This window comes from Streptomyces sp. NPDC002889 (assembly GCF_042888425.1).
GTDB lineage: Bacteria > Actinomycetota > Actinomycetes > Streptomycetales > Streptomycetaceae > Streptomyces.
In genome coordinates this window covers 1-24,823 of the sequence record NZ_JBIAPT010000027.1, presented here as the reverse complement: position 1 = coordinate 24,823, position 24,823 = coordinate 1, and the positions used below count along the sequence as shown (strand labels likewise).

Genomic DNA, 24,823 nt, shown 5'->3' with positions numbered 1-24,823 from the left:
GGATCGTCGGTGTTCGCCGCTGATATTTCGGTGGCGGCCGCCGGGCCACGTGACCAGGATCGGATAATGTCCGTCTTCCTGGAGACCAGCCGTCTGACGTTGCGCGCGTTCACCGACGCCGATGTGGATCACGTGCTGGAGCTACACAACGATCCCGAGGTCATGCACTACATCAACGGCGGTTCGCCGACCTCGCGTGAGACGTTTCTGCGCGAGGTGCTTGCGCGCTTTGTCCACGACCGTCCCTGCGTCGGGGGCCGCGCGTTCTGGATCGCCCAGGAGCGGGACACGGGGAGCTTCCTGGGCTGGTTCGAGTTCCGGCCGACGGCCGACGACAGCTGCGAGACGGTCGAGCTGGGCTACCGGCTGAACCGGGCGGCGTGGGGACGGGGACTCGCGACAGAAGGTGCGCGGGCGCTGATCCGCAAGGGCTTCACCGAACTCGGCGTACTGCGGGTGACCGCCTACACGATGACGGTCAACGTCCGTTCGCGGCGCGTCATGGAAAAGGCAGGCCTGCGCCACGTCCGCACCTTCTTCGAGGAGTGGCCGCACAAGATCGACGGCTCCGAGCACGGCGATGTCGAATACTGGCTGACCAGGGATGCATGGCAGCGGCAGAACACCCCGACGGCTCCGGGCACGCGCCGCCCGTTCACAGGGCTCTGAGGCCCTCGATCACCTCCCGCAGAATCCTTTCGCTGGGCAACTGGGCGGGCGGCACCGGCCGGCTGACCTTGACAAGGCCCGCTTCGAGCAGATCGCCGAGCAGCACCCGTACGACGCCGACGGGCAGATCGGCGTCGGCTGCGAGCTCGGCCACGGACTGCGTTTCGCACCGGCACAACGCCAACAGGGCGCGGTGTTCGGGGCCGAAGAGTGCTTCCTCGGCCGAACCGGGCGCCTCCGCGTCGACGACCACAAGAGCGATGAGGTCGAACCGCACGTTGCTCGGGCCGGGCTTGGTCCGCCCGCCGGTCATCGCGTACGGGCGGACCAGCGGACCGGCCTCCGCGTCGTACCACTGACTGCCTGCGGGCTCGGCCGGGCCGGTCATGGCGCGCTGACGCGCGGCGGGGTGCGCAAGTGCTCGCCGACACGTTTGACGAGGCGGGCCATCTCATAGGCGACCAGCCCGATGTCGGCGCCGACGGCCGTGAGCACGGCCAGACACGAGCCGTCGCCCGCTGCCGCGACGAACAGGAATCCGTCGTCCATCTCGACCATCGTCTGACGGACGCCGCCCGCGTGGAAGTGGCGTCCGACGCCCTTGGCCAGGCTGTGGAAGCCGGACGCGACGGCGGCCAGGTGCTCGGCGTCCTCGCGGGTCAGTGCGTTCGACGCGCCCACCGGCAGACCGTCGTTGGACAGCACGACGGCGTGCCGGATCTGTGCGACCCGCATGACGAAGTCGTCGAGCAGCCAGTCGAGGTCTCCGAAAGGGTGGTGGGCCGCGGCCCGCATCTGCTCGGTCATGACAGGTCTCCTTCACTGCCTGGGGCGGACGACCCGGGCGCGGCGCCGGCGCCCCGGGTCCAGCCGTCGCGGTACGCCGTCATCCGGTCGCGTACCTGTTCGGGGGTGCGGTGCTCGGGCTCGTCGGCGCCGGGAGCCGTGTGGCCCTCGGGCTGCTCCGGCTTGGGCGCTTCACGCAGTTGCGGTACGAGATGGGCCTGGCGGACCCGGCGTGGCAGCTCGCCGTCGGCGGCCTGGGGCGCCTGGCCGCGCCGGCGCAGAGTGGTGACCCCGGCGGGTGTGCGGCCTTCGGGCTGCGCCTCGATGGCGGAGCGGGGCGTGGCCGGGGCGACGGGTACGGCCCCTTGGCGCTCGGGTTCGGGGGGCAGGGATGTTTCCTTCTCGGGCGGGTCGATGCGGTCGTGAGAGCTGCCCGCCAGGGGCGGTGCGCTCTGCAGCAGCGGGGTGGGCAGCAGGACCACGGCGGTGCTGCCTCCGTAGGGCGAGGGGCGCAGCTGGACCTGGATGCCGTGGCGCAGGGCGAGCCTGCTGACGACGAAGAGGCCGAGCCGGTCGCTGTCGAAGAGGTCGAGGGCCTCCGACTCCACCAGCCGCCGGTTGGCCTCGGCCAGCGCTTCTTTGCCCATGCCGAGTCCGCGGTCCTCGATCTCCAGCACATAGCCGTTGCCGACGGCTTCGCCGCTGACGCACACCTTGGTGTGCGGCGGGGAGAACTGGGCCGCGTTCTCGACCAGTTCGGCCAGCAGATGGGTGACATCGGCGACGCCGGCGCCCACGACGGCCGCCTCGGGCAACTGGCGCACCTCCACCCGTGCGTAGTCCTCGATCTCGGACACGGCGGCCCGTACCACGCTGGTCAGCGGGACGGGCATGCGCCAGCCGCGACCAGGGGCTGCGCCGGACAGGATGATCAGGCTCTCGGCGTGCCTGCGCATGCGGGTGGTGAGGTGGTCGAGCCGGAACAGGTCGCCGAGTTCGTTGGGGTCGTCCGCGCGGCGTTCCATCGCATCGAGCAGGGTGAGCTGTCGATGGACCAGGATCTGGCTCCGGCGGGCGAGGTTGACGAAGACTCCCGAGATGCCGTCGGCCAGTTCGGCGCGTTCGACGGCTGCGCTCAGCGCGGCGCGGTGCACGGTGCCCAGGGCCTCGCCGACCTGGCCGATCTCGTCCTCGGCCGACGGGCCCTCGGGGGCCTCGGCCTGGATGTCGATCTGCTGACCGGTGCGCAGCCGGCGCATGGCATGGGGCAGTTTGCGCCGGGCGATCTCCAGTGCGCTGTTGCGCAGGCTGATCAGTTCGACGACGAGGACGCGGCCGATGCGCACGGAGATGACGAGCGAGGCGGTGACGGCGACCAGACCGAGGACCACTGCGGCCCCGGCCCCGGTCAGCATGCCGCCGGTCACCGGGTCGACCCGCGCCGCGGCGCGGGCGCGGGCGTCGGATTCGACGGTGCGCATCCCGTCGCGTACAGCGCTGTGTGCCGTCTCCCAGGCGCCGGGAGGTACGACAGATGCCGCTCGGCGGCCCGCGGGCGCGGTGGCGGCCACCTCTTCCGCTGTGCCCAGCTGCCGGTACGTGGTGTGCTCGGTGAGCCTGCGCCAGGCTGCGCGTTCGGGGCCGCGCAGATCTGCCGCGGCGGCCTCGGCGAGCGCGGCGCGGGTGGCAGCGGCGCCGGTGAACAGCCGCTGCCGCTCCGCGTCGAGGGAGGTGGCGAGCTGCGCCGAGCCGAGCAGGGCGTCCTCTCGGGCAAGCATCTCGCCGGCCCTGGCGAACTCGAGGAGGACGCGGGCGTCGGAGCCGGGTCCGCCGTCCTGCATGCCGCTGAGCGATCCGGTGACGTCGAACGCGGCGGTGACGACGGCGTTGTAGCCCTCGTACGCCGTCTTCCACGTAACCCTGCGCTCGAGTGCGGCAGTGCGGAGCGTGCCCAGTTTCTCCGCCTGGGCCACGAAAGCGTCGAGCCGCTTCGCCACGTCGCCCGGCACCTCGCCGCCCGCTGCGACGGTGTGGCTGTCGTCCAGCCGCAGCCTGCGCACGGCGTCGTCGGTGCGGCGGGCCTGTGACCGGAGGGCTGCGGCGCGTTCCTCGGAAGGGACGGCGATCTGCCGCAGTGCCGCACGCCGTTCCTCCTGAACGTCTTCCACGGCGGCCGCGACCGGTTCGCGCACCTGCTCCTCGATGCGCTCGAGCTGCCGCAGGCGGGCCACGTCCTGCGCGGTGGTGACCGTGGCGAAGCCCCACAGGGCCAGCAGAGACAGGACGGGCACCATCAGCAGCGAGATGATCTTCGCCCGTACGGTTCTGGGGCGCGGCAGAAGGCTGCCGCGGGAAGCCGCCGGCGGTAGGTCGATGTCGATGCGTGGCTCCTGGCCGGTGTGCTCGAGAGCGGGAGGGCCTGCGTGTGCGCGTCGTCCGCGGGCCGCACCCGGGGGCGGCGGGGGTGGGGGCGGGGTGTTCGCACCCGGGTTCCTGCGGGGTGTGCGCATGGCCTCCTCGTTCCGGTACGGGGCTGGTGCGGCGGCGCCGGCTAGGCGGGCGCGGTGGTGGAGGGCGCCGTGGCGGGGTCGGCGGTCTCGGGATCGGCCGGGCGGCCCGCCGAGGTGTAGGCGGCTCGTTCGCCGGCGGTCGGCGAGAGTGCGACGAACGCCGAGGTGACGAAGAGGTACGACCCGAGGCCCACGGCGAGGGGGAAGATGAACTGCATCGCCGTGGCGCCGGGCAGTTCCGCGCCGGCCGGGGTGACCTGGACGGCGACCGCGCGCATTCCCGTGTAGTGCATGCTGCTGACCGCGGCGCCCATGACGAGCGAGGCGACCGCTACGGCGAGGGGCGACTTGATGTTCAGCGCCGCCCACAGGGCGGCGGTCGCGGCGACCACGGCGATGACGACGGACAGGGCCACCAGCAGTGGGTCGTAGCGCACGCTTCCGTGCAGCCTGAGGGCTGCCATGCCCATGTAGTGCATGCTGGCGACGCCGAGTCCGGTGGCGAGTCCGCCTACCAGCAGAGCCTTGCCCCGGTCGCGTCCGAAACCCACCCAGAAGACGCCTGCGCCGACGACGAGCATGGCGACGAGCAGGCTGAGGATGGTCAGAGGCACGTTGTACCGGATGTCGGTGCCGCGTACGGCGAAGCCGAGCATGGCGACGAAGTGCATCGTCCAGATCCCGGTTCCGATGGCGGAGGCGGCGGTGATCAGCCAGTTGCGCCGGGAGCGGCCGGTCGTGCCGAGGGCACGCACGGTGCAGCGCAGCCCGAGGGCAGCGCCGATGACGGCCATCACGTATGACAGCACGGGCGTCAGCAGGCCGAAGGCGGCGTGGTCCAGGTGTCCCATGGCTCAGGGACGCTAGCCCCGCGTGGGGCGCACGTCGGGGGCGCAGTTCGAAAGCTGATGGAATATGACAGAGAGATGTTTATGAACGACCGTGCCGCGCTCGAACGTGTGCGCCGTGCGGTCGCGTGACGAACTGGCGGGTCATGTCCGATCATGAGCACATGGCCGATGACCACACAGATGTGCAGGAGTTCTTCAGTGCGCGGGCCGCGGACTGGGACAGCCGCTTCCCGGACGACGATCCCGCCTACGCCGCGGGCGTGGCCGAGCTGGGACTGCGCCACGGCGACGTGGTGCTCGACGCGGGCTGCGGTACGGGGCGCGCCCTGCCTCCCCTGCGGTCGGCCGTGGGGCCGGCGGGCACCGTCATCGGTGCCGATGTGACGCCCGCGATGCTCGCTGCGGCCCGGCGCGCCGGACGGGACGGCAGCGGCAGCCTGCTGCTCGCCGATGTGGCCGCGCTGCCGCTGCGTTCCGGCTCGCTGGACGCGGTGTTCGCGGCAGGGCTCATCGCGCATCTGCCGCAGCCGGGGGAGAATCTGCGGGAGGTGGCGCGCGTGGTGCGGCCGGGCGGCCGACTGGCTCTCTTCCATCCCATCGGACGCGCTGCGCTCGCCGCTCGCCACGGCCGCCGAATCACCGAGGACGATCTGCGCGCCGAGCCCAACCTGCGTGCACTGCTTGACGGTTCGGGCTGGCGGATGACCGCGTACACGGACGAGGACCACCGCTTCCTCGCCCTGGCGGTCCGTCAGAACAAAGACGTAGACGACGCGTTGGGGGGCAACCGGGAGCAATGACAGAGGGCGGTGCCGGTCCGCCGACCCGCTCCGGGCCGTTCCAGCTCTGTGTGAGAAGGAAAGATTTCAATGGCAGGGCGGCATCCGCCGCCCTACGGAAGGTGGTCCGCGTGCTCAGCCGACTCCGCACGTTCTTCGCTGCCCGCGCCGCTGTCCGCAGCGCCCGGCTCGCACCGCCCGCGGTCCCGCGTCCCCGCGCGCCGCAGCACAACATCTTCGAGGCAGCCGCGGTCTATGTGACCGCATGCGCCGAGGACGACCAGGAGCGGATCGACGAGGCGGCGGGCTGGGTGTCCCCCGAGGCGCTCATGTTCGGGGTCAACGAGCTCGCCTGCCGGGCGCTGATCGCCCTCGCCCGTGAGCGGGACGAGTCCCCCCAATCGGTGGCGCGCGGTCTCCTCGGCCTCCCCGGGGCGGAACCGGCCGAACCGAATTAGCCCCGCGGACCCTCGACGTGCGGGTTAACCAGTGGTTATGGTGCGCCGACGAACGATCGGATGGGGAGGGTGCCGTGGCCGGGGCGGAGGAAGCCTTCGACGACGACGCGCTGTATGTGCTGACCGCGGTACTGCTGACACCTGCGCAGTTCCCGAGCGTGCTCGGCGACGACTACCCGGCAGCCTGTGAGGCGCTGGCCCTCGAGCCGTATGCCGAGGGGTACGGGCTGGTGCTCGGCCAGGACTCCGCGGGCGCCCGCTGGACGGTCGTGGTCGACGATGTGTCGCTCGTGGCGGTCGCCATCGCGTCGTGGGACTGCGGCATGGACTACGACCTGTCACCCGACGAGCGCAGCGTCGTCTGCGCGCTGCCGGGCTGGCCGCTCGCCGTGGCGGTGGCCGCACCCGGGGTGCCCGCACCGCACGACCCCGTGCAGGAGGAGGGCGACCGCGCGCCGCTCGCCCCGCCGGACACGGCCGCCTGGGGGCCCGCGCAGCGCAGGCTCGGGGCGGACGAGGTCGCACTTCAGTGGGCGCAGTGGCGGGGGCAGATCGACGACGCCGAGGTGCTGCCCTCCCCCGACACGCCCGAGGCGGAGCGCAAGCAGCCTTCCGAGGGTGTGCGCAGCGCGCTGAAGCAGGCACGCGCGTACGTGGAGTCGCCCCCGCCGCCGGGGCGGGTCCGCTCCACCTTCGCCCCCGGCGGGGCACGCACCCTGCGCGCCGACGGTCCCGGCTGGTCCATGGTGGCCAGGACCGACGACATCGCCTTCCTGCTGCTGGACGACGAGCCGGGCGAGGTGCTGCCGGTGGGCCGCGGGCCGGAGCTGCCGGGGCTGCTGGAAGCGCTGGACAAAATGGCCGTACGCCCGTCGTCCTGAGCGATACGCCCGTGCGTCGTACACCGTCCTGAGTCACGCGTCGGCCCGCGCCCGCCGCCTGGGCGGCGCCGCGCGCGGTGTCGGGTTCCGGACGGGTGTGCAGCGCCTCGATCTCCGATGTCCCGGCCGGACCAGGGACCCGACGGTCGGCCGTAGGGCGTCTTCCGGGTCGAGGGCATCGTGTGGCCCTGTTGCGGGACCGTCGGTGCGGGCATGGCGCGCCGCCCGCGGACCGTACGCGGTCGACAGGTCCGCGGGCGGGACCCTGTCACTGTCTCGTGCGGCGCTGGATTGCCGCTGCACATCTGCTCCAGGCGCGCTCGATCCGCCGGTGATCTACCGGTACGGCCCCAAGCTGCGGGTCAGCGGCCGATCTCCTTGCGGGACACCCGGCGCAGCCTTCGGCGCTGGCTCGGGTCGAGCATGAAGTACGCCACCGTCGGCACGGCGACCACGACCAGCAGGGACAGCCAGAATCCGATCAACGGCCACAGGAGCAGGCCGACGGCCACTCCCCCGATCACAAGCTTCGTACGTGTCGACATCTCGACGCCTCCTTCGCGGCCGTGGCCGCTCCTGCTGTGAGAACGCGCGCGCTCGCCCCGCGGTTCCACTATGCGGCCGTGCGCGGTGATTCGCCGACCTGGTGCAGAGGGGTTCTGGCGCCGGCCGGTACGACGCGACGAGTCCGGTCCCGGTGGAGGCTATGCCGAGCTCATGGCCGCGGGAGGTGGGGACGGGCACCCACCAGCGCGCCCGGAGGATGTGAGACATGTCACCGGCCCGCCCCGCCCGCGGGGGTGTGCGGTGAGGTACTCTCGGCGATTCGGACCACAGTAGTCAAATTTGAGGAATGCATCATCGCTGTGCACCGGCCTCCCGCGGCAACACCCTCCCCGCTCACCGAGTCCACCCTCACCAGTCTGATCCGCTGCTCAGCCGTCTTCGTGGCGGGCGACCCGCCCCGCACCGGCCGGATCGCCTTCCTGCCCCCCGAAAGCGGTGAACTCCCGGCCGGGCCAGGCGTCCTCGAACCGCTCACCGTGGTCACCGGCGACCTGCGCACCGTCGCCGTGCAGGCACGCGTGCTGCCCGTACGGGACGCTCTGCCGGTCCTGACCGGGGCGCGCGCATCGGCCGACGCCTCCGGCTCCGCGGCCTTCTGGGGCGCGGCGACGCTGCTCGCTCTCCAACTCGCCGCGCGCGGACTGCTGTTGCCGGGAGTGAGCCCCACGGACGCCGACGCGTGGCGGGCCGGCCCGCTCACTCCCGAGGACCAGGAACGGGTCCGTACGCTCGCGGCGTCGATGCCGCCCCTCGCCCACTGCACTCCGCTGGACGCCACGGCCGACCCGCTGATGCTGCCCCAACCCGAGTGGCTGCTGCGCCAGTTCCTCGACGCGGTCGCGGACGGCCTGCCCCGCACCCCCGCGGCCTCCTGCGCCGCGGGCGGTCCCTCCTTCGCGGCGCACGAGGTCCAGCGGCTGCCCGAGCAGCGCGCCTGGGCGGCGGACGTCGCCGCCGGACATGACGCGGGCGTACGGCTCTCCCTGCGGATCGAGTTGCCGGGGCTGGAGCATGCCGATGCGACCGGCGCCGGGCTCGCCTTCCGTGCCGTGCTCCAGATGCACAGCGTCGGCGATGCGGCCCTCGTCGCCGACGCCGCCGAGGTCTGGGCGGCGAACGGCTCCACAGCGACGGCGTTCGGCCCGCGCGCCCGGCTGGACGCGCTGCTCGCGCTGCGCCGCGCGGTCCGCGCCTGGCCGCCGCTCGCGCCGCTGCTGGAGGCCGCGGTGCCGGACGCGGTCGAACTCGCCGACGAGGAGGCCGGCGAGCTGCTGGGCGACGCGTCCCGCGCGCTCGCGGGGGCCGGTGTCCAGGTGCACTGGCCCAAGCAGCTGGCCCGCGGACTGACCGCGCGTGCCGTCATCGGCCCGGCGGACGAGGGGCGTCAGCCGACGGACCAGGACGGGTCGGCCCTGCCCTCGTTCCTGTCACCCGATGCCCTGCTCTCCTTCAACTGGCGGTTCTCACTGGGCGACACGGAACTGACCCGCACCGAACTGGACCGGCTCGCCGAAGCCAGCCGCCCCCTGGTGCGCCTGCGCGACCGCTGGGTGCTCATCGACCCGGAGGAGGCACGGCGCGCCGGCGGGAGTCACGACCGCAAGCTGACTCCGGCGGCGGCGCTCCGTGCGGTGCTGACCGGGTCCGCCGAAGTGGACGGACGCCGGGTCGACGTGGCGGCGTCGGGCCCACTGGAACGGCTGCGGGAACGGCTCGCGGATCCCGAGGGCGGGGTCCAGGAGATCGGACAGCCGCCGGCACTCGCCGCGACCCTGCGCGACTACCAGCTTCGCGGCCTCAACTGGCTCCACCGCATGACCTCGCTCGGCCTCGGCGGCTGTCTCGCCGACGACATGGGGCTCGGCAAGACCATCACGCTCATCGCCCTGCATCTGCACCGCCGGACCGACAGGTCGACCGCGGGCCCGACCCTGGTCGTGTGCCCGACGTCGCTGATGGGCAACTGGCAGCGCGAGATCGAAAGATTCGCGCCCGGGGTCCCCGTACGCCGCTTCCACGGCGCCGCGCGCAGCCTTCAGGCGCTCGGTGAGGGGGAGTTCGTGCTGACAACCTACGGCACGATGCGGCTGGACGCGGCCCGGCTCCGTGAGGTCGCCTGGGGCCTGGTCGTCGCCGACGAGGCACAGCACGTCAAGAACCCGTACTCGGCAACCGCCAAACAGCTGCGCACCCTGGAGGCCAGGGCCCGGGTCGCTCTGAGCGGCACGCCCGTGGAGAACAACCTCTCCGAGCTGTGGGCGATCCTCGACTGGACCACGCCGGGACTGCTCGGGCGGCTCGGCACGTTCCGTACCCGCTATGCGCAGGCGGTGGAGGGCGGCAACGATCCGGCGGCTGCGCAGCGACTGGCCGCGCTGGTCCGGCCGTTCCTGCTGCGCCGCCGCAAGTCCGACCCCGGTATCGCCCCTGAGCTGCCGCCCAAGACGGAGACCGACCGTGCGGTGTCGCTGACGCGGGAACAGAGCGCGCTGTACGAGGCGGTGGTGCGCGAGACCCTCGCCGCCATTTCCGGGGCGGGCGGCATGGAGCGGCGCGGCCTGGTGGTCAGGCTGCTCACCGCGCTGAAGCAGATCTGCAACCACCCGGCGCAGTATCTGAAGGAGTACGGCCTCAAGGAGGAGCGGCCGCGGATCGCGGGCCGTTCGGGGAAGCTGGAACTGCTCGACGAGCTGCTGGACACGATGTTGGCCGAGGACGCGAGCGTGCTGGTCTTCACGCAGTACGTCCAGATGGCCAGGCTGCTCGAGCTGCATCTGGCGGCGCGCGGGGTGCGCACGCAGTTCCTGCACGGCGGCACGCCGGTCACCGAGCGGGAGGCGATGGTGGCGCGCTTCCAGAGCGGTGAAGTGCCGGTGTTCCTGCTGTCGTTGAAGGCGGCGGGCACCGGCCTGAATCTCACCAGGGCCGAGCACGTCGTGCACTACGACCGCTGGTGGAATCCTGCCGTCGAGGCGCAGGCCACCGACCGCGCCTACCGGATCGGCCAGGACCGGCCGGTGCAGGTGCACCGACTGATCACGGAGGGGACGATCGAGGACCGGATCGCGCAGATGCTGGCACGCAAGCAGGAGTTGGCCGACACGGTGCTCGGCTCGGGCGAGGCCGCGCCGACGGAACTGACGGATGCCGAGCTGGCGGATCTTGTCGGACTGCGAGGGAGTGCACGATGAGCGGGGCGAGCGGCTCGGGCGAGCCGGAGCGGACGTTCGCGGCGCTGCCTCCCGCGCACGGCAGGGGGTTCGCGCGGACCTGGTGGGGGCGGAGCTGGCTGAAGGCGCTGGAGGACACGGCGCTCGACAGCGAGCAGCTGCGGAAGGGCCGCAGGCGTGCCCGCGAAGGCGCCGTCGGGGCAGTGTCCGTAGGGCCTGGGCGGATCACCGCGGTCGTCCGGGACCGGGACGGAACCGCGCACCGCAGCGATGTACTGCTGCAGGAGCTGGCCGAGGAGAAGTGGGACCGGTTCCTGGACATGGCGGTGGACCGCGCGGGCCACATCGCGGCGCTCCTCGACCGGGACATGCCGCCGCTCCTGATGGAGGACGCGGCGGCTGCGGGGGTCGAACTGCTCCCGGGCATCGGCGATCTGGAGCCCGAGTGCAGCTGCGAGGCATGGGACCACTGCCCGCACACGGCCGCGCTGTGCTACCAGATGGCACGCCTGCTGGACGAGGACCCGTTCGTGCTGCTGTTGATGCGGGGGCGCGGGGAGCGCCGGCTGCTGGACGAGCTGCAACTGCGCAGCGGTGCCCGGGCGAACGTCGCCGGGCAGGCCGAGGACGAGGAGCGGGCGCCGGCCGGGGTACGAGCGGTGCGGGCGGACGAGGCGTTCGCCGCGGGCGGCATCCTGCCGCCGCTGCCCGCTCCCCCACCGCTGCCGGACGAGCCGGGGCCGGGTCCCGCCCTGGACACCGAGACCCCTGCGGCGCCGGGGCTCGACCCCACCGCGCTGGAGTTCCTGGCGTCGGATGCGGCGTCGCGGGCGCACCGGACACTTGCCCGGGCGCTGGCACCGGGCCATGCGGAGCTGCCGTCGGAGCCGGAGCTGACACCGGCTCAGGACGCTGTCCGGATGGCGGTGCGGGTGCCGGGCCCGGTGATCGAGGGACGGTTGGCCACGGGGACGGCACGGCGGCGCGCCGAACTCGCCCTGGCGGTACGCGCATGGCGGTACGGCGGGGCCGCCGGGCTCGCCGTCCTCGACGAGGAGTGGACACCCGGTCCCGAGCTGCTGGCCCGGGCCGCGGCAGCGCTCGCCACCGCATGGGACGACGCCGACCGGCCACAGCTGCGCGCGGCCGGACCCGCACGATGGACCGTGGTCGGCGCCCAGGCGCAACTGCGACTGGGTCCCGACGGCCACTGGTGGCCGTACCGCAAGGAGCAGGGCACATGGGCCCCGGCGGGCCCGCCGTCGGGCGACCCGGGTTCGGCGTTGGCGGGCGCGCTGGGCGAGGCGGGCTGACGCGCCCCGCGCAGGACGCGGGCAGCTCGGTGTCGCCTGCCTCGCCGCCCGTACCGAGCCTGCCTGCTCGAAGCGGATGTCGCCGGGCGGGGAGGCGGAGCGACGCCACGTTGTCGCACTTCCATCCGCCCCGCGTGGGGCGACAGGCGGAGGGCGACCGGCATGAGGCGACGACGCGCCCGCGTGCCGGGGCGTGGCGGTCACGCCCGCATCACTCGCCGGCCCGGCGACGCCACCCTTTCGCCGCTCCGCGCCCGCCGATACGGCGCACTCGTCACCGTGCCCTTGTCGCCGCGGCGTGGACACGGCGTCCAACGCGGGCCGTCACGGCCCCCCTTGCAGGGCCGCGACGCCGTGACCTCCGCGCTTCTGACTGCGTTCACTCGGACGTCGTACGGCGTTCGAGCAGAACGATCACCCTGGCCCCTGTCATCCGAACTGCCTGCCAGGAGGCCCCATGTCCCCGCACGCGCGCACCCGGCGCACCGTCGCCCGACGTTCTCTCACGGTGGGCCTGCCACTCGCGCTCGTCGCGGCCATCGCCGTCGCAGGGACCGCCACGGGCACGACGCGGCACGGCGGCGGCCACGACACCAGCCCGCGGATCACGGGCAGTGCCGTACTCGACGAGCTCCCCCTGGCGCAGTTCAGCAACGGCCTGCTGCCCGGCACCGTGGACGACGACCGCGGTGTGGACCTCGGTGGCATCGGCAGTGACATCTACCCTGCGGGTCGCAAGGGCGAGTTCTGGACGGTGACCGACCGCGGGCCGAACGGGCAGATCAAGGTCGACGGCAAGAAACGCCGTACGTTCCCGGTCCCCGGGTTCGACCCGGCGATCGTGAAGGTCCGCGTCACGGGCGACCGGGTGCGTGTGCTGAAGGCGATCCCGATCACCAGCGCGAAGGGCGCCGCCGTCACCGGGCTGCCGAACCAGACGTCGCGCGACGAGGCCCCGTACACGTACGACGCGCGGACGCCGCTGTCGTACAACCCGAACGGCCTGGACACCGAGGGCATCGTGCGGGCCGGGGACGGCAGTTTCTGGCTCGCCGACGAGTACGGGCCGTCCCTGGTCCATGTCTCCGCGCGCGGCCGTGTCCTGGCCCGCTACGTCCCGAAGGGCCTCGCGTTGAAGGGCGCCGACTACCCCGTCGTGGAGGCGCTGCCGGGCATCCTGCTGCAGCGCAAGGTCAACCGGGGCTTCGAGGGCCTGGCCCAGCTGCCGAACGGCGATCTGGTGCTGGCCGCGCAGAGCCCGCTGTCGGTGCCGGACCAGGACGCCGGTGAGGACTCCCGCAATGCCCGGCTGCTGCGCTTCTCGCCGAAGAAGCGGACGGTGACGGCCGAGTACGCGTACCGTTTCGACCCGGTGGGCGTCGTCGACCCGGGCCAGCACGACACCTCCGAGCTCAAGATCTCCTCGCTCGTGGCGATAGGCGGCAACAGCCTTCTGGTGCAGGAGCGGACCGACCGCGCCGCCCGGCTGCACCGGGTGACGCTGCCGGGTGGCGCGGGCATCCTGGGCGGCGTGTGGGACGATCCGGCGACCTCACCCTCCTACGAGCAGTTGGAGGACCCCGCCGCGGCGCAGGTGCCCGTGCTCCGCAAGCGGCTCGTGGCCGACCTCGGCACGGTGGCGGGCATCCCGGGCAAGATCGAGGGCGTCGCCCTGGTGGGACGCAGCACGCTCGCGGTCATCAACGACAACGACTTCGGCATGACGGACGGGCCCGAGGCATTCGACGCGCAGGGGCGTCTGGTCGACAGTGGTGTGGAGACCTCGGTGACCTATGTGCGTCTGGCCCGGCCGCCGCGGGGGTGACCCTTCCGGGTCAGGATCAGCATGCAGTGACGAGCCAACGTGACGCGCAGCAGGGGTAGTTGACCGGGTACGGGCCGTCTTCCGCACGTCGGCGCGGCGGTCCGTACCATCGGGACACGTACATCGCCCGGGTCACGCCGGTACCGTGGCGATCTTCCGGAACTTGGCCACAGCGGTGTCCGCACACCGTTTGCCGAAGGACCGGGGACACATCTTCGGCCACATCGAGGTACCCGGCGCCGCCCGCAGCGACCCGGCCCACTGGTCGCGCCGCATCCGCCTCGTCAACGTCGCCCGACGCACGGGCGGCTTGTCGGAGTCCCCGGCCTGGTTCACCATGGCCTGGTTCACGATGGGCCGCGGGAGGCCGAGTTGAGCGACACATGGGTGGCCCTGGAGCCCGGCGCGGATCCGGCGGAGCGCAGCGCCGCCCTGCGCCGGGCGCACGACGCGTATCTGACGGCGGGGCGCGTCGAGCTGCCGGTGCGCCCCGTGGTCGCCGACTCCTGGCGGCGCTCGGCGCGGGCGCGCGTCAGCCCGGAGGGAGTGGCGGGTGTCGAGCTGGCAGGCGAGGATCTCGGCGCCTACCGGGAGAGCCATCCACTGGCGCGCGTGATGCCGCTGGTCCGGGAGCTGATGGGCGCGTACGCCATGGACGGGGAGCATCTGGTCGCGGTGTGCGATGCGCACGGGAGGCTGCTGTGGGTCGAAGGGCCGTCCGCGACCCGCCGTAAGGCGGACCGGATGAACTTCGTACCCGGCGCCCGCTGGGCCGAGACGGTGGTGGGCACGAACGCACCCGGCACGGCCATCACCGTCGACCGGCCGGTGCAGATATTCGCCGCGGAGCACTTCCGACGCCCCGTACACGCCTGGACGTGCGCCGCGGCTCCGGTCCACGATCCCCGTACGGGCCGGGTGCTCGGTGCGGTCGACATCACGGGCGGGGACCGGCTGGCCCATCCGCACAGCCTCGCGTTCGTCGGCGCGGTGGCACGGGCCGCCGAGTCCCAGCTCGCGCTGATCGCCCCGCCACCCGCGTCCGGCTGTCCGCGACTGAGCGCGCTGGGCCGGGACGAGGCGCTGCTGACGCTGGACGGCCGTACGCTGCGCCTCAGCCGCCGGCACAGCGAGATCCTGGCCCTGCTGGCCGCACGCCCCGAGGGCATCGGCGGTGACGAGCTGCTGGTGGCGCTGTACGAGGACGAGTCGGTCACCTCGGTCACCCTGCGCGCGGAGCTGTCCCGGCTACGTCATCTGCTCGGCCCGGAGCTGCTGCGTTCACGTCCGTACCGGCTGGCCGTGCCCGTCGACGCGGACTTCGACACGGTGGCACGCCGACTGGCGTCCGGGGCGGTGACCGGGGCGCTCGGCGCGTACCCGGGGCCGCTGCTGCCCGCCTCCCAGGCACCGGCGGTGGCGCGACTGCGCGAGCGGCTGGCGAACCAGCTGCGCGGGGCGCTGATCGCACGCGGGGACCCGGGGCTGCTGGCGGACTGGGCGTACAGCCCGTGGGCTGAGGACGATCTCGCGGTGTGGCGGGCGCTGGCGTCCGCGCTCCCCGCGGCGCAGCGCCCCGCCGCGCTGGCCCGCGTGCACGAACTGGACCGCAGGCAGGCTTCCTGATCACCGCGTACCGCAGCGGCCGGACCGAACGGATGTCCGGTGGACCGTATCGCCGGATGACCTCTCCCGCCCTGCGGACCGGGCCCGCTCTCCTTAGGGTCAGGAAGTGGGGCATGCAGAGGTTGCCCGGCCGTCCGACCTGGGAGGTGCGCGATGCCGGATCTGTTCATCGGTGGCGAGTGGACCGCCGCCGTCGACGGGAACGTGCGCGAGATCCGCTGCCCGGCCGACGGCACGCTGGTCGCCGTGATCGACGAGGCGGGCCCCAAGGACGCGGCAGCGGCGATCGCCGCAGCGCGGGACGCCTTCGACAGCGGCCCGTGGCCGCACACCCCTGCGGCAGAACGCGGCCGGCTGCTGCTGCGCGTCGCCGATCTGCTGGAGCGCGACAAGGACGTACTCGCCCGCGCCGAGTCCCTGGACACAGGGAAGAGGCAGGTGGAGAGCGAGTACGACATGGACGACATCGCGGCCTGCTTCCGCTACTTCGGGAATCTGACGGCGTCCGGCGGCACCGACCGGGTCGTGGACGCCGGCAACCCGCAGGTGGACAGCCGGGTGGTGCACGAGCCGGTCGGGGTGTGCTCCTTGATCACCCCGTGGAACTATCCCCTGCTGCAGACCGCGTGGAAGGTCGCACCCGCGCTCGGCGCGGGCAACACCTTCGTCCTCAAGCCGAGCGAGCTGACCCCGCACACGGCCATCATGCTGATGCGGCTGCTGACCGAGGCGGGGCTGCCCGCCGGGGCGGCCAATCTCGTCCTGGGCACGGGGCCCGTGGTCGGCGCGCCGCTCACCGAGGACCCGCATGTCGACATGGTGTCCTTCACCGGCGGTCTGGTGACCGGGCGGCGCATCATGGCCGCCGCGGCGCCCACGGTGAAGAAGGTCGCCCTCGAGCTGGGCGGCAAGAACCCGAACATCGTCTTTGCCGACGTCGACTTCGACGCCGCTGTCGACCACGCCCTGATGGCGGTCTTCCTCCACTCCGGCCAGGTCTGCTCGGCCGGGGCGCGGCTGCTGGTGCAGAACACACTGCACGACCGTTTCGTCGACGAGCTGGTCACACGTGCCCGCGCGATCCGGCTGGGCGGCCCGTTCGACCCCGACGCCCGGGCGGGCCCTCTGATCTCGGCCGAGCACCGCCAGAAGGTCGAGGCCTATGTGGCAGCAGGGCTGGCGGAAGGCGCGGTGCTGCGCTGCGGCGGCACCCGGCCGGCCGATCCGGCGCTGGCAGGCGGCTACTACTACCTGCCGACCGTGCTGGACGAGTGCACACCGGGCATGTCGGTGGTGCGCGACGAGTCGTTCGGCCCGGTGCTCACCGTCGAGCGGTTCCGTGACGAGGAGGAGGCCGTGGCCCTGGCCAACGACACGATGTACGGGCTGGCGGGCGCGGTCTGGTCACAGGACGCCGGGCGCACACACCGCGTGGCGGCCCGGCTGCGCGCCGGAACCGTATGGATCAACGACTTCCATCCGTATGTGCCGCAGGCGGAGTGGGGCGGAGTGAAACAGTCCGGCTTCGGTCGCGAGCTGGGCCCGGCCGGCCTGGCCGAGTACCGGGAGACCAAACACATCTGGCGGAATCTGGAGCCCAAACCGCAGCGGTGGTTCGAATGAGTACGGAACATGCCGATCCGGCACACGGCGGCGGAAGCGGCGGCGACGACGATTCGCTTGCCGAGCTCGGATACCGTCCCGAACTGAAGCGCACCCTCGGCAACTTCCACACCTTCGCCGCCGGGATCAGCTACATCTCGATCCTGACCGGCACCTTCCAGCTGTTCTACTTCGGCGTCGCCTTCGGCGGCCCGGCCTACTGGTGGTCCTGGCCGATGGTGTTCGTGGGCCAGCTGATGGTGGCGCTCTGCTTCTGCGAGCTCGCCGCCCGCTATCCCGTCGCCGGTTCGGTCTACAACTGGGCGAAGAAGATGGGCGGCCCGCACGTGGGCTGGCTCGGCGGCTGGATGATGATGACGGCCACCATGGTCACCCTTTCGGCCGTGGCGCTCGCCTACCAGATCACGCTGCCGCGGATCGACCCCTGGTTCCAGTTCGTGGGCGACGGCACCGGCAAGACCGACGCGGCGGCCAATGCCGTGCTGCTGGGCAGCGTACTCATTCTCTTTTCGACAGTCGTCAACGCCTTCGGTGTCCAGCTCATGGCCCGGATCAACTCCGCCGGTGTGTTCATCGAGCTGGTCGCCGCCGTCGCCCTGATCATCTGCCTGGCCGCCCACATCACCCGTGGGCCGAGCACCGTGCTGACCGACACCTACGGGTTGGGCGCCGGCGAGCCTCTCGGCTACTTCGGCGCGTTCCTCACCGCCTCTCTCGCCTCCGCCTACGTGATGTACGGCTTCGACACCGCGTCGTCGCTCGGCGAGGAGTCCCACGATCCGGCCCGCAACGCACCCCGCGCGATTCTGCGGGCGCTGATCGCCTCGTTCATCATCGGTGGCCTCATCCTGCTCTTCGCGCTGATGGCCGTGCCCGACCTGGACGCGAAGCAACTGTCCACGGAAGGCCTGCAGTACGTGGTGCTCGTGACACTCGGAACGACGATCGGCGAGATCTTCCTGTGGTGCGTGGTCGTCGCCATCACCGTCTGCGTCCTGGCCGTGCATGCCGCAGGAATCCGGCTGATGTTCGCCATGGCCAGGGACAACAATCTGCCGGCGGGTTCGCGGCTCGCCCGGGTCAGTCCGCGCTTCCGGACACCGGTGGTGCCCGCGGTCGTCATCGGTGTGGTGGGCCTGGTCATCCTGGTCATCAACATCAACCAGCCGCAGATCTTCTCCGTCATCACCAGCATCGCGATCATCATGATCTATCTGGCGTATCTGCTGGTCACCGCGCCGATGCTGGTCCAGCGGCTGCGCGGGCGCTGGCAGCCGCGGGAGGGCAGCTTCTCGCTGGGCCGCCTCGGGCTGCCGATCAACATCCTGGCCGTGCTGTGGGGCGTGGCGATGTCGATCAACCTGGCCTGGCCCCGCGCCGAGGTCTACAACGCGACCGGCCCGCAGCACTGGTACCTGCGCTGGGGCGCGTTCCTGTTCATCGGTGTCGTCGCGCTCGGCGGCTTCACCTACTACTGGTTCGTACAGCGGCGCAAAACGGGCGTGCTCGCCGAACACCGGGCCGTGCCCGCCGCCGAAACCCCGTGATCCCCGTGTCGTACCCGATCCCTCCGCCCCTTGATCCCTCGATCCTCTGATCCCGGAGGCGCAGATGCCCGCTCAGAGCCCGCTGCCCGAGTTCGACTATGTCGTGGTCGGGGGCGGCACAGCCGGTGCTGTCATCGCCGCACGGCTCACCGAGGACCCCGACGTCAGCGTCTGTGTGCTGGAGGCGGGCCCGTCGGACGTCGGTGACAAGAGCATCCTGCGCCTCGACCGGTGGATGGCGCTGCTCGAGTCCTGCCCCGACTGGGACTATCCGATCGAGCCGCAGGAGAACGGCAACAGCTTCATGCGGCATGCCCGCGCCAAGGTGCTGGGCGGCTGTTCCTCGCACAACTCCTGCATCGCCTTCTGGGCACCGGCCGAGGACCTGGACGAATGGGCGGCGATGGGGTGCACCGGCTGGAGCGCGGCGGACTGCTTCCCGCTGTACCAGCGCCTGGAGAACAATGACGCGCCCGGCGACCACCACGGCCGCTCGGGGCCCGTCAGGATCCGCACCGTGCCGCCCAACGACCCGTGCGGGAAGGCGCTGCTGGCCGCCTGCTCGTCCGCCGGCATCCCCACCAGACCGTTCAACACGGGACGTACGGTGGTGCGCGGCGCGCACTGGTTCCAGATCAACGCCCGTGAGGACGGCACCCGTTCCTCCGCATCCGTCTCGTATCTGCATCCGGTGCTCGGCAAGCGGCCGAACCTCGACGTGCGCACGCAGGTGCAGGCCAAGCGGCTGCTGTTCGACGAGGGGGCCCGCTGCTCGGGGGTGGAGTATCTGCAGCCGGACACGATCCACAGCGGGGCGGTACGCGCGCGGCGCGAGGTGATCGTGTGCTGCGGGGCGATCGACGCGCCGAAGCTGCTGATGCTGTCGGGCATCGGTCCCGAACGCCATCTGCGGGACAACGGGGTGGAAGTGCGGGTCGACTCCCCCGGCGTCGGTTCCCATCTCCAGGACCATCCGGAGGGGGTGATCATGTGGGAGGCGAGGCAGCCCATGGTCACCACCTCCACCCAATGGTGGGAGATCGGCATCTTCGCCGACACCGAACCGGGCCTCGACCGGCCGGATCTGATGTTCCACTACGGCTCGGTGCCCTTCGACATGAACACCTACCGGCGTGGCTATCCGACGTCCGACAACGCCTTCTGTCTCACCCCGAATGTGACCCGGGCACGCTCCGAGGGCACTATCCGGCTGCGCAGCCGTGACTTCAGGGACAAGCCGAAGGTCGACCCTCGCTATTTCACGCACGAGCACGACATCCGGGTGATGATCTACGGACTGCGCCTCGCGCGCGAGATCGCCGCCCAGACCGCGCTGGTGCCATGGGCAGGAACGGAACTCGCGCCCGGGCCGGGGCTGACGACCGACGAGGAGCTGTTCTCGTACATCCGCGACACCCACAACACCGTGTACCACCCGGCCGGAACGGTGCGGATGGGCGCGCCGGGCGACTCCGCCTCACCGCTGGATCCGCAGCTGCGGGTGAAGGGCGTGAGCGGGCTACGCGTGGCGGACGCGTCCGTGATGCCGTTCCTGCCCACGGTCAATCCGTGCATCACCACCATGATGATCGGCGAACGGGCCGCCGATCTGATCAAGGCGGGCTGAACGCAACCTGGTTGCAACGTACCGGCTCATAGCCTCGCGGCGAGTGGCGTCCAACGGCGGGCTCCACCCTCACCGGGAGGTCCTGGACATGACCCGATACGCAAGCCCCGGCAGCGACGGCGCGATCGTCTCCTACGAGTCCCGCTACGACCACTGGATCGGCGGCGCGTACGTCCCCCCGGCCCGCGGGCAGTACTTCGAGAACCCGAGCCCGGTCAACGGCCGTCCCTTCACCGAGATCGCCCGCGGCACCGCCGAAGACGTCGAGCGCGCCCTGGACGCGGCCCATGCGGCGGCCCCCTCCTGGGGACGCACCTCCCCGGTCGAGCGCGCCACCGTCCTGCTGCGGATCGCCGACCGGATGGAGGCGAACCTGGAGCAGCTCGCGGTCGCCGAGAGCTGGGAGAACGGCAAGCCGGTGCGCGAGACACTGGCCGCGGACATTCCGCTCGCCATCGACCACTTCCGCTACTTCGCCAGTGCGGTGCGCACCCAGGAGGGCACGCTCAGCGAACTCGACGACGACACCGTCGCCTACCACTTCCATGAGCCGCTCGGTGTGGTCGCGCAGATCATTCCGTGGAACTTCCCGATCCTGATGGCGACCTGGAAGCTGGCTCCGGCACTGGCGGCGGGCAACGCGGTGGTGCTGAAGCCGGCCGAACAGACCCCTGCGTCCATCCACTTCTGGATGAGCCTGGTCGCCGATCTGCTGCCGCCAGGCGTGGTGAACATCGTCAACGGCTTCGGCGAGGAGGCCGGTAAACCGCTGGCGTCCAGCAAACGCGTGGCGAAGATCGCGTTCACCGGGGAGACCGCGACGGGGCGGCTGATCATGCAGTACGCCTCCGAGAACCTCAAGCCGGTCACCCTCGAACTCGGCGGCAAGTCGCCGAACATCTTCTTCGACGACATCTGGACAGTCGACGACGAGCTGCGCGACAAGGCTCTTGAGGGCTTCACCATGTTCGCCCTCAACCAGGGCGAGGTGTGCACCTGTCCCTCGCGGGCGCTGATAGGGAGCGGGCACTACGGCGAATTCCTGGAGGCGGGCATCGCCCGGACCGAACTGATCGTGCCCGGCAATCCCCTGGACACCGACACGATGATCGGTGCGCAGGCCTCCAACGAACAGCTCCAGAAGATCCTTTCGTATCTGGACATCGGCCGGCAGGAGGGCGCGAAGGTGCTGAGCGGCGGTCAGCGCATCGAGCACGACGGTGAGCTGGCGGGCGGCTACTACGTACAGCCCACCATCTTCGAGGGCGACAACCGCATGCGGGTCTTCCAGGAGGAGATCTTCGGACCTGTCGTCGCGGTGACGTCCTTCACGGACTTCGAGGACGCGATGTCCGCGGCGAACGACACGCTGTACGGACTCGGGGCAGGCGTGTGGACCCGCGACATCAACACCGCCTACCGGGCGGGCCGGGCCATCCAGGCGGGCCGGGTCTGGACGAACTGCTACCACGCGTACCCGGCGCACGCGGCGTTCGGCGGCTACAAGCAGTCCGGCATCGGTCGCGAGACCCACCGGATGATGCTGGACCACTACCAGCAGACGAAGAACCTCCTGGTGTCGTACTCGCCGAAGAAGCTGGGCTTCTTCTAGAGGCATGGAAAAGGGCGCCTGGACTGGGAAAACTCCCAGCCAGGCGCCCTTCATTGACCGCAATCAAGGAGCAAGGCGAAATGCTTCCTTACTCTCAGTTCGTCCCACTGTCATCCCCGCCCTGACCAGCTGGTCCGGAATATTTCCGGACCAGCCTGCGCCTGACCCGGCATCCGCGTCGCCTCCCAGTGGTTCATCGAATGCTCGATCAACTGGTTGGCGCGGTCACGTGTTCCGGCCAACAACTTCGCGTAGTAGCGGCGTGGAATCGGCCGATTCGGCAGCTCGGGCCGGTTCCGGTGGGAGGGGGGTGTGACTCTCGGTGACGCCAGTGGCGACACCAGCCCGAGACTGTTTCGTCAGGACCGTCCAAAGAAATTGAGCGGGAATGTCTTCATGAACAAGTTCATCACCCTGGCCCGGGGCGCAGCCGTAGGAGCGGCTGTACTTGCGGCGACCTTCGGGCTCTTCACCTCCGGTACCTCGGCTGCCACCGTGGACAGCTCCGCTCAGCACCACTCCATCGCCCAGGACGACCCGGCCATCAGCAAGCAATGGCACGCCAAGGTCAAGTGCGACATCGTCCGCAACGGCCACACCTACACCAAGCGCACCGCATGGGGCAACGGCCCTACCGAGCAAGCGGCCGTCAACACCGCCAAGCGCAACATCCCCGTCGAGAAGGGCAGCTACAAGCGACACTGCCGCACCCTGGAAAGCTACCGCCGCTGACCCGCACGGGCGCCGCGCCCGGAGATCGCAAAGGCGGGATCTCCGGCGGCGCATCCCTTGTCCCACCCGTATCCTGGGGGGAAGGAGGCTCCTATGACCGGCCAGAGCAGGCGCGTCTACGAGATCCACGTTCCCGTAGGCAAGGACGCGCAGGAGTTGCAGGAAGTCATCTCGTTGATCCTGTGCCCGGTCCCTGACCACGCGCCGCCCTGCCCCGTCCCCTGGGCCACCGCCGCAGTCGGGACGCAGATCAATGTCGGGCTCTACGCCACCGAAGAAGAGGCCAACCGGCTGCTGGTCGAGATCGCCACCGTCGCCAAGGGGGCGAACGTCACCTTGCACCATGACGTGGACCCTGCCGACTATCAGGAGCTAATCCGGCAGTACGAGATCGAAGCCGGTCTCCGCTAGCTTGAGGCGCTGGCGCCTCGCCGCCGGAGAGGGCGGGGGTGTCCTCGCCGAGGGTGAGGTAGCCGAGGCCGAGGTCGATCAGGGCCTTCAGGCGGGCGCTGGATCCGCACCCTGTGCGATCCCTGTCGCCATATCCGGCCCAACGGGCGCTAGACGCTCGGGAATCTCCGACAGCACCGAGGCCCCGGCAGAGCGCCGGGGCCTCGGTGCTGTCCCGAAGACCCAGCTCGGTCACGTACCGGCAATCCCCTCGACAGGGCCGACACGTTGGCGAGAATGGAGAACCACGTCACGCAATGGGGGCAGCGTGTCACCGTATCTTCGGCAAGAGGGCAGCCGGACTCGGGGCTGGTTGAGGTATTCGACGGCCGTGGGAATCGGCGCCTGCGCGTTGGCGCTCGCTGCTACCTGGACGTCCGGTCCGCTGGCCACCGGTATCGGCGCGGCCGTCACGGCCGTATACAGCCTTGTTGCAGACCATTTGCGGCCGCAGCACGCCGAACGGAGTGTCGCCGCGCTGTTGAGGACGGCGTCGGGAGGCATTCCCAGAGTCAGCCAGTTGGACCGTCCCGAACTGGCTGGTGTTCATCCCGCAGACGGTCAGCATGCTCATGGCTCGGCAACGCCCTACGTGGAACGCGATGCCGATCCCTTGTTGCGGCAAGCGCTGGAACGGGGTGGCTTCGTGCTCATTGTGGGCGAATCGACTGCCGGGAAGTCCCGTCTGGCATATGAGGTTGCTCGGTCGCGTTTCCCCCGGCATGCCTTCGTGCGCCCTATGACCAGGGCAGCGCTCACCCCAGCCATTGAGGTGGCCCAGCGTCGCCGACGTGCTGTCCTGTGGTTGGACGACCTTGAAAACTATCTGGGTGCCGACGGGGTGACCGCGTCCATGCTGGCCGGTCTCCTTCAAGGCCGGCCCGGCCGTGTCGTGGTGCTGGCTACCATGCGGTCGGAGGAGTACCGGCGCTATGACGCCCGTGAGGAGAGCAGGCTGACAGGATCCGACCGGGACGCCTGGCGGGTCCAGCGGGAAGTGCTGCACCTGGCGGTGAAAATCCGCCTGGCACGCCACTGGTCCACGGCAGAGCGGCAGCGTGCTGCGGCGCACCGGGAAGACCCGCGGATCAGGCTGGCCCTGGTCAGCTGCGACCGGTTCGGTCTCGCAGAAGTGGTCGCAGCCGGCCCGGAGTTATTGGCTGCGTGGGAGAACGCCTGGGCGCCGGGGGCCAATCCGCGGGGCGCGGCCCTTGTGACGGCGGCCGTCGACTGCCGCCGGTCGGGGCTGCGACGCCCAGTGAGCAGACAGTGGCTCCAAGACCTCCACCCGCCCTACCTCGCTGAGCGCGGCGGGCCAGACCTGCAGCCGGAACCTTTTGCCGAGGCGATGGCGTGGGCGTGCAAGGCTGCCTACGCCACCAGCGGGCTCCTGATCGGCAATTACAGTCAGGGCTACACCGCCTTCGACTACCTGTTGAACGTACCGGGACTGCCTCCAGTGCCGGACCACTTGTGGCAGGCTCTGCTGTCCCGGGTCGAGCCCGCTGATGCCTATGACATGGGGCTGCTCGCCCATCAGGCGAGTCATCTGTCACGGGCGACTGCGGCTCTCGAATGCGCCCGGGCAGGGGGAGCAGCAGGGGCGGACTTTGTGCTGGCGATAGTGATCGGCGATAGCGGCTGGCCGCGCCAGGCGGTCAGGGATCTTGAGAACATCGTACGAGGCAGGCAAGCAAGGCTCGGCCTAGGAGTTGTCGTCAAAGTGTCACGCCCACATCAGCAGCGAGGCGAGGGTTACGGCTGCCTGGTAGGACTCGGCGGTTTTGTCGTAGCGGG

At 71.0% G+C, this 24,823-nt stretch carries 20 protein-coding genes and 1 pseudogene; 16 read left to right on the top strand and 5 right to left on the bottom strand.

The features are described from left to right. The first annotated feature begins 66 nt into the window (after positions 1 to 66). Positions 67 to 669 carry a GNAT family N-acetyltransferase gene (locus tag ACFYWI_RS31475; protein ID WP_389239079.1) on the top strand — a complete coding sequence of 201 codons (603 nt, stop codon included), beginning with the start codon at positions 67 to 69 and terminating at the stop codon, positions 667 to 669. On the opposite strand, the gene ACFYWI_RS31470 is transcribed toward ACFYWI_RS31475, so the two are convergent. Genes ACFYWI_RS31470 through ACFYWI_RS31455 form a run of 4 tightly spaced genes read right to left on the bottom strand, consistent with a single transcriptional unit; the run spans position 656 to position 4,816 of the window. After that, on the bottom strand, positions 656 to 1,057 hold the full coding sequence (locus ACFYWI_RS31470; protein WP_389239077.1) for a DUF742 domain-containing protein: 402 nt from the start codon (positions 1,055 to 1,057) through the stop codon (positions 656 to 658). The genes ACFYWI_RS31475 and ACFYWI_RS31470 overlap by 14 nt on opposite strands. Beyond that, positions 1,054 to 1,476, bottom strand: a complete 423-nt coding sequence (locus tag ACFYWI_RS31465; RefSeq protein WP_389239075.1) for a roadblock/LC7 domain-containing protein — start codon at positions 1,474 to 1,476, stop codon at positions 1,054 to 1,056. The genes ACFYWI_RS31470 and ACFYWI_RS31465 overlap by 4 nt, the downstream gene beginning before the upstream one ends. Continuing rightward, positions 1,473 to 3,965, bottom strand: coding sequence for a nitrate- and nitrite sensing domain-containing protein (locus ACFYWI_RS31460; protein WP_389239072.1), 2,493 nt, complete (start codon positions 3,963 to 3,965; stop codon positions 1,473 to 1,475). Before ACFYWI_RS31460 ends, ACFYWI_RS31465 begins: the two co-directional genes overlap by 4 nt. A 41-nt stretch (positions 3,966 to 4,006) precedes the next feature. Next, positions 4,007 to 4,816: an MHYT domain-containing protein gene (locus ACFYWI_RS31455; protein WP_389239070.1), complete on the bottom strand. Its 810-nt coding sequence runs from the start codon at positions 4,814 to 4,816 to the stop codon at positions 4,007 to 4,009. A gap of 161 nt (positions 4,817 to 4,977) precedes the next feature. Here ACFYWI_RS31455 and ACFYWI_RS31450 point away from each other — a divergent pair, with 161 nt between their 5' ends. The 3 genes from ACFYWI_RS31450 to ACFYWI_RS31440 all read left to right on the top strand — a co-directional run bounded on the left by ACFYWI_RS31450 (position 4,978) and on the right by ACFYWI_RS31440 (position 6,934). Beyond that, positions 4,978 to 5,616 (top strand): class I SAM-dependent methyltransferase, encoded by a 639-nt coding sequence (locus tag ACFYWI_RS31450; RefSeq protein ID WP_389239068.1) that lies wholly within the window; start codon positions 4,978 to 4,980, stop codon positions 5,614 to 5,616. Between the two features lie 101 nt (positions 5,617 to 5,717). Next, positions 5,718 to 6,053, top strand: a complete 336-nt coding sequence (locus ACFYWI_RS31445) for a hypothetical protein (RefSeq protein ID WP_389239065.1) — start codon at positions 5,718 to 5,720, stop codon at positions 6,051 to 6,053. A 74-nt stretch (positions 6,054 to 6,127) separates the two neighbouring features. Then, positions 6,128 to 6,934 carry a hypothetical protein gene (locus ACFYWI_RS31440; protein ID WP_389239063.1) on the top strand — a complete coding sequence of 269 codons (807 nt, stop codon included), beginning with the start codon at positions 6,128 to 6,130 and terminating at the stop codon, positions 6,932 to 6,934. Positions 6,935 to 7,296: 362 nt separating this feature from the next. Here ACFYWI_RS31440 and ACFYWI_RS31435 read toward each other — a convergent pair whose 3' ends face one another. After that, the gene (locus tag ACFYWI_RS31435; protein WP_389239061.1) at positions 7,297 to 7,479 is read right to left on the bottom strand and encodes a hypothetical protein; all 183 of its coding nucleotides are present in this window, start codon (positions 7,477 to 7,479) and stop codon (positions 7,297 to 7,299) included. Positions 7,480 to 7,800: 321 nt separating this feature from the next. Between ACFYWI_RS31435 and ACFYWI_RS31430 the strand changes: the two genes are divergently transcribed. From ACFYWI_RS31430 to ACFYWI_RS31375, 12 genes and pseudogenes are all read left to right on the top strand, one after another. Continuing rightward, positions 7,801 to 10,692: a DEAD/DEAH box helicase gene (locus ACFYWI_RS31430; RefSeq protein WP_389239059.1), complete on the top strand. Its 2,892-nt coding sequence runs from the start codon at positions 7,801 to 7,803 to the stop codon at positions 10,690 to 10,692. Then, on the top strand, positions 10,689 to 11,984 hold the full coding sequence (locus ACFYWI_RS31425; protein WP_389239057.1) for an SWF or SNF family helicase: 1,296 nt from the start codon (positions 10,689 to 10,691) through the stop codon (positions 11,982 to 11,984). The genes ACFYWI_RS31430 and ACFYWI_RS31425 overlap by 4 nt, the downstream gene beginning before the upstream one ends. Before the next feature lie 457 nt (positions 11,985 to 12,441). After that, positions 12,442 to 13,809 (top strand): esterase-like activity of phytase family protein, encoded by a 1,368-nt coding sequence (locus ACFYWI_RS31420; RefSeq protein ID WP_389239055.1) that lies wholly within the window; start codon positions 12,442 to 12,444, stop codon positions 13,807 to 13,809. Positions 13,810 to 13,972: 163 nt separating this feature from the next. After that, entirely contained in the window at positions 13,973 to 14,185 is a 213-nt protein-coding gene (locus tag ACFYWI_RS31415) for a hypothetical protein (RefSeq protein WP_389239053.1), read from the top strand. After that, complete coding sequence (locus tag ACFYWI_RS31410) at positions 14,182 to 15,435, top strand: GAF domain-containing protein (RefSeq protein WP_389239051.1); 1,254 nt, start codon at positions 14,182 to 14,184, stop codon at positions 15,433 to 15,435. Before ACFYWI_RS31415 ends, ACFYWI_RS31410 begins: the two co-directional genes overlap by 4 nt. Positions 15,436 to 15,588: 153 nt before the next feature. Continuing rightward, positions 15,589 to 17,058 carry an aldehyde dehydrogenase family protein gene (locus ACFYWI_RS31405; protein ID WP_389239049.1) on the top strand — a complete coding sequence of 490 codons (1,470 nt, stop codon included), beginning with the start codon at positions 15,589 to 15,591 and terminating at the stop codon, positions 17,056 to 17,058. Continuing rightward, positions 17,055 to 18,605, top strand: a complete 1,551-nt coding sequence (locus tag ACFYWI_RS31400; RefSeq protein ID WP_389239047.1) for an APC family permease — start codon at positions 17,055 to 17,057, stop codon at positions 18,603 to 18,605. The genes ACFYWI_RS31405 and ACFYWI_RS31400 overlap by 4 nt, the downstream gene beginning before the upstream one ends. Before the next feature lie 64 nt (positions 18,606 to 18,669). Then, on the top strand, positions 18,670 to 20,232 hold the full coding sequence (locus tag ACFYWI_RS31395) for a GMC family oxidoreductase (protein WP_389239045.1): 1,563 nt from the start codon (positions 18,670 to 18,672) through the stop codon (positions 20,230 to 20,232). 88 nt (positions 20,233 to 20,320) lie between these two features. Further along, positions 20,321 to 21,844: an aldehyde dehydrogenase family protein gene (locus ACFYWI_RS31390; protein ID WP_389239043.1), complete on the top strand. Its 1,524-nt coding sequence runs from the start codon at positions 20,321 to 20,323 to the stop codon at positions 21,842 to 21,844. Positions 21,845 to 22,240: 396 nt separating this feature from the next. Then, complete coding sequence (locus ACFYWI_RS31385) at positions 22,241 to 22,576, top strand: hypothetical protein (protein ID WP_389239041.1); 336 nt, start codon at positions 22,241 to 22,243, stop codon at positions 22,574 to 22,576. 93 nt (positions 22,577 to 22,669) lie between these two features. Continuing rightward, a complete protein-coding gene (locus ACFYWI_RS31380) occupies positions 22,670 to 22,987 on the top strand; it encodes a hypothetical protein (protein ID WP_033329633.1) in 318 nt (105 codons plus the stop codon). 370 nt (positions 22,988 to 23,357) lie between these two features. Continuing rightward, positions 23,358 to 24,823 (top strand): annotated as a pseudogene (locus tag ACFYWI_RS31375) (hypothetical protein); the annotation flags it as partial.

What these genes read in the sequence shown, in the direction of transcription:
- ACFYWI_RS31475 (WP_389239079.1), top strand. Translation starts at nt 67, where the DNA reads ATGTCCGTCTTCCTGGAGACCAGCCGTCTGACGTTGCGCGCGTTCACC.
- ACFYWI_RS31380 (WP_033329633.1), top strand. Translation starts at nt 22,670, where the DNA reads ATGACCGGCCAGAGCAGGCGCGTCTACGAGATCCACGTTCCCGTAGGC.
- ACFYWI_RS31435 (WP_389239061.1), bottom strand. Translation starts at nt 7,479, where the DNA reads ATGTCGACACGTACGAAGCTTGTGATCGGGGGAGTGGCCGTCGGCCTG.
- ACFYWI_RS31395 (WP_389239045.1), top strand. Translation starts at nt 18,670, where the DNA reads ATGCCCGCTCAGAGCCCGCTGCCCGAGTTCGACTATGTCGTGGTCGGG.
- ACFYWI_RS31460 (WP_389239072.1), bottom strand. Translation starts at nt 3,965, where the DNA reads ATGCGCACACCCCGCAGGAACCCGGGTGCGAACACCCCGCCCCCACCC.
- ACFYWI_RS31405 (WP_389239049.1), top strand. Translation starts at nt 15,589, where the DNA reads ATGCCGGATCTGTTCATCGGTGGCGAGTGGACCGCCGCCGTCGACGGG.
- ACFYWI_RS31450 (WP_389239068.1), top strand. Translation starts at nt 4,978, where the DNA reads ATGGCCGATGACCACACAGATGTGCAGGAGTTCTTCAGTGCGCGGGCC.
- ACFYWI_RS31390 (WP_389239043.1), top strand. Translation starts at nt 20,321, where the DNA reads ATGACCCGATACGCAAGCCCCGGCAGCGACGGCGCGATCGTCTCCTAC.
- ACFYWI_RS31420 (WP_389239055.1), top strand. Translation starts at nt 12,442, where the DNA reads ATGTCCCCGCACGCGCGCACCCGGCGCACCGTCGCCCGACGTTCTCTC.
- ACFYWI_RS31470 (WP_389239077.1), bottom strand. Translation starts at nt 1,057, where the DNA reads ATGACCGGCCCGGCCGAGCCCGCAGGCAGTCAGTGGTACGACGCGGAG.
- ACFYWI_RS31385 (WP_389239041.1), top strand. Translation starts at nt 22,241, where the DNA reads ATGAACAAGTTCATCACCCTGGCCCGGGGCGCAGCCGTAGGAGCGGCT.
- ACFYWI_RS31455 (WP_389239070.1), bottom strand. Translation starts at nt 4,816, where the DNA reads ATGGGACACCTGGACCACGCCGCCTTCGGCCTGCTGACGCCCGTGCTG.
- ACFYWI_RS31465 (WP_389239075.1), bottom strand. Translation starts at nt 1,476, where the DNA reads ATGACCGAGCAGATGCGGGCCGCGGCCCACCACCCTTTCGGAGACCTC.
- ACFYWI_RS31400 (WP_389239047.1), top strand. Translation starts at nt 17,055, where the DNA reads ATGAGTACGGAACATGCCGATCCGGCACACGGCGGCGGAAGCGGCGGC.
- ACFYWI_RS31425 (WP_389239057.1), top strand. Translation starts at nt 10,689, where the DNA reads ATGAGCGGGGCGAGCGGCTCGGGCGAGCCGGAGCGGACGTTCGCGGCG.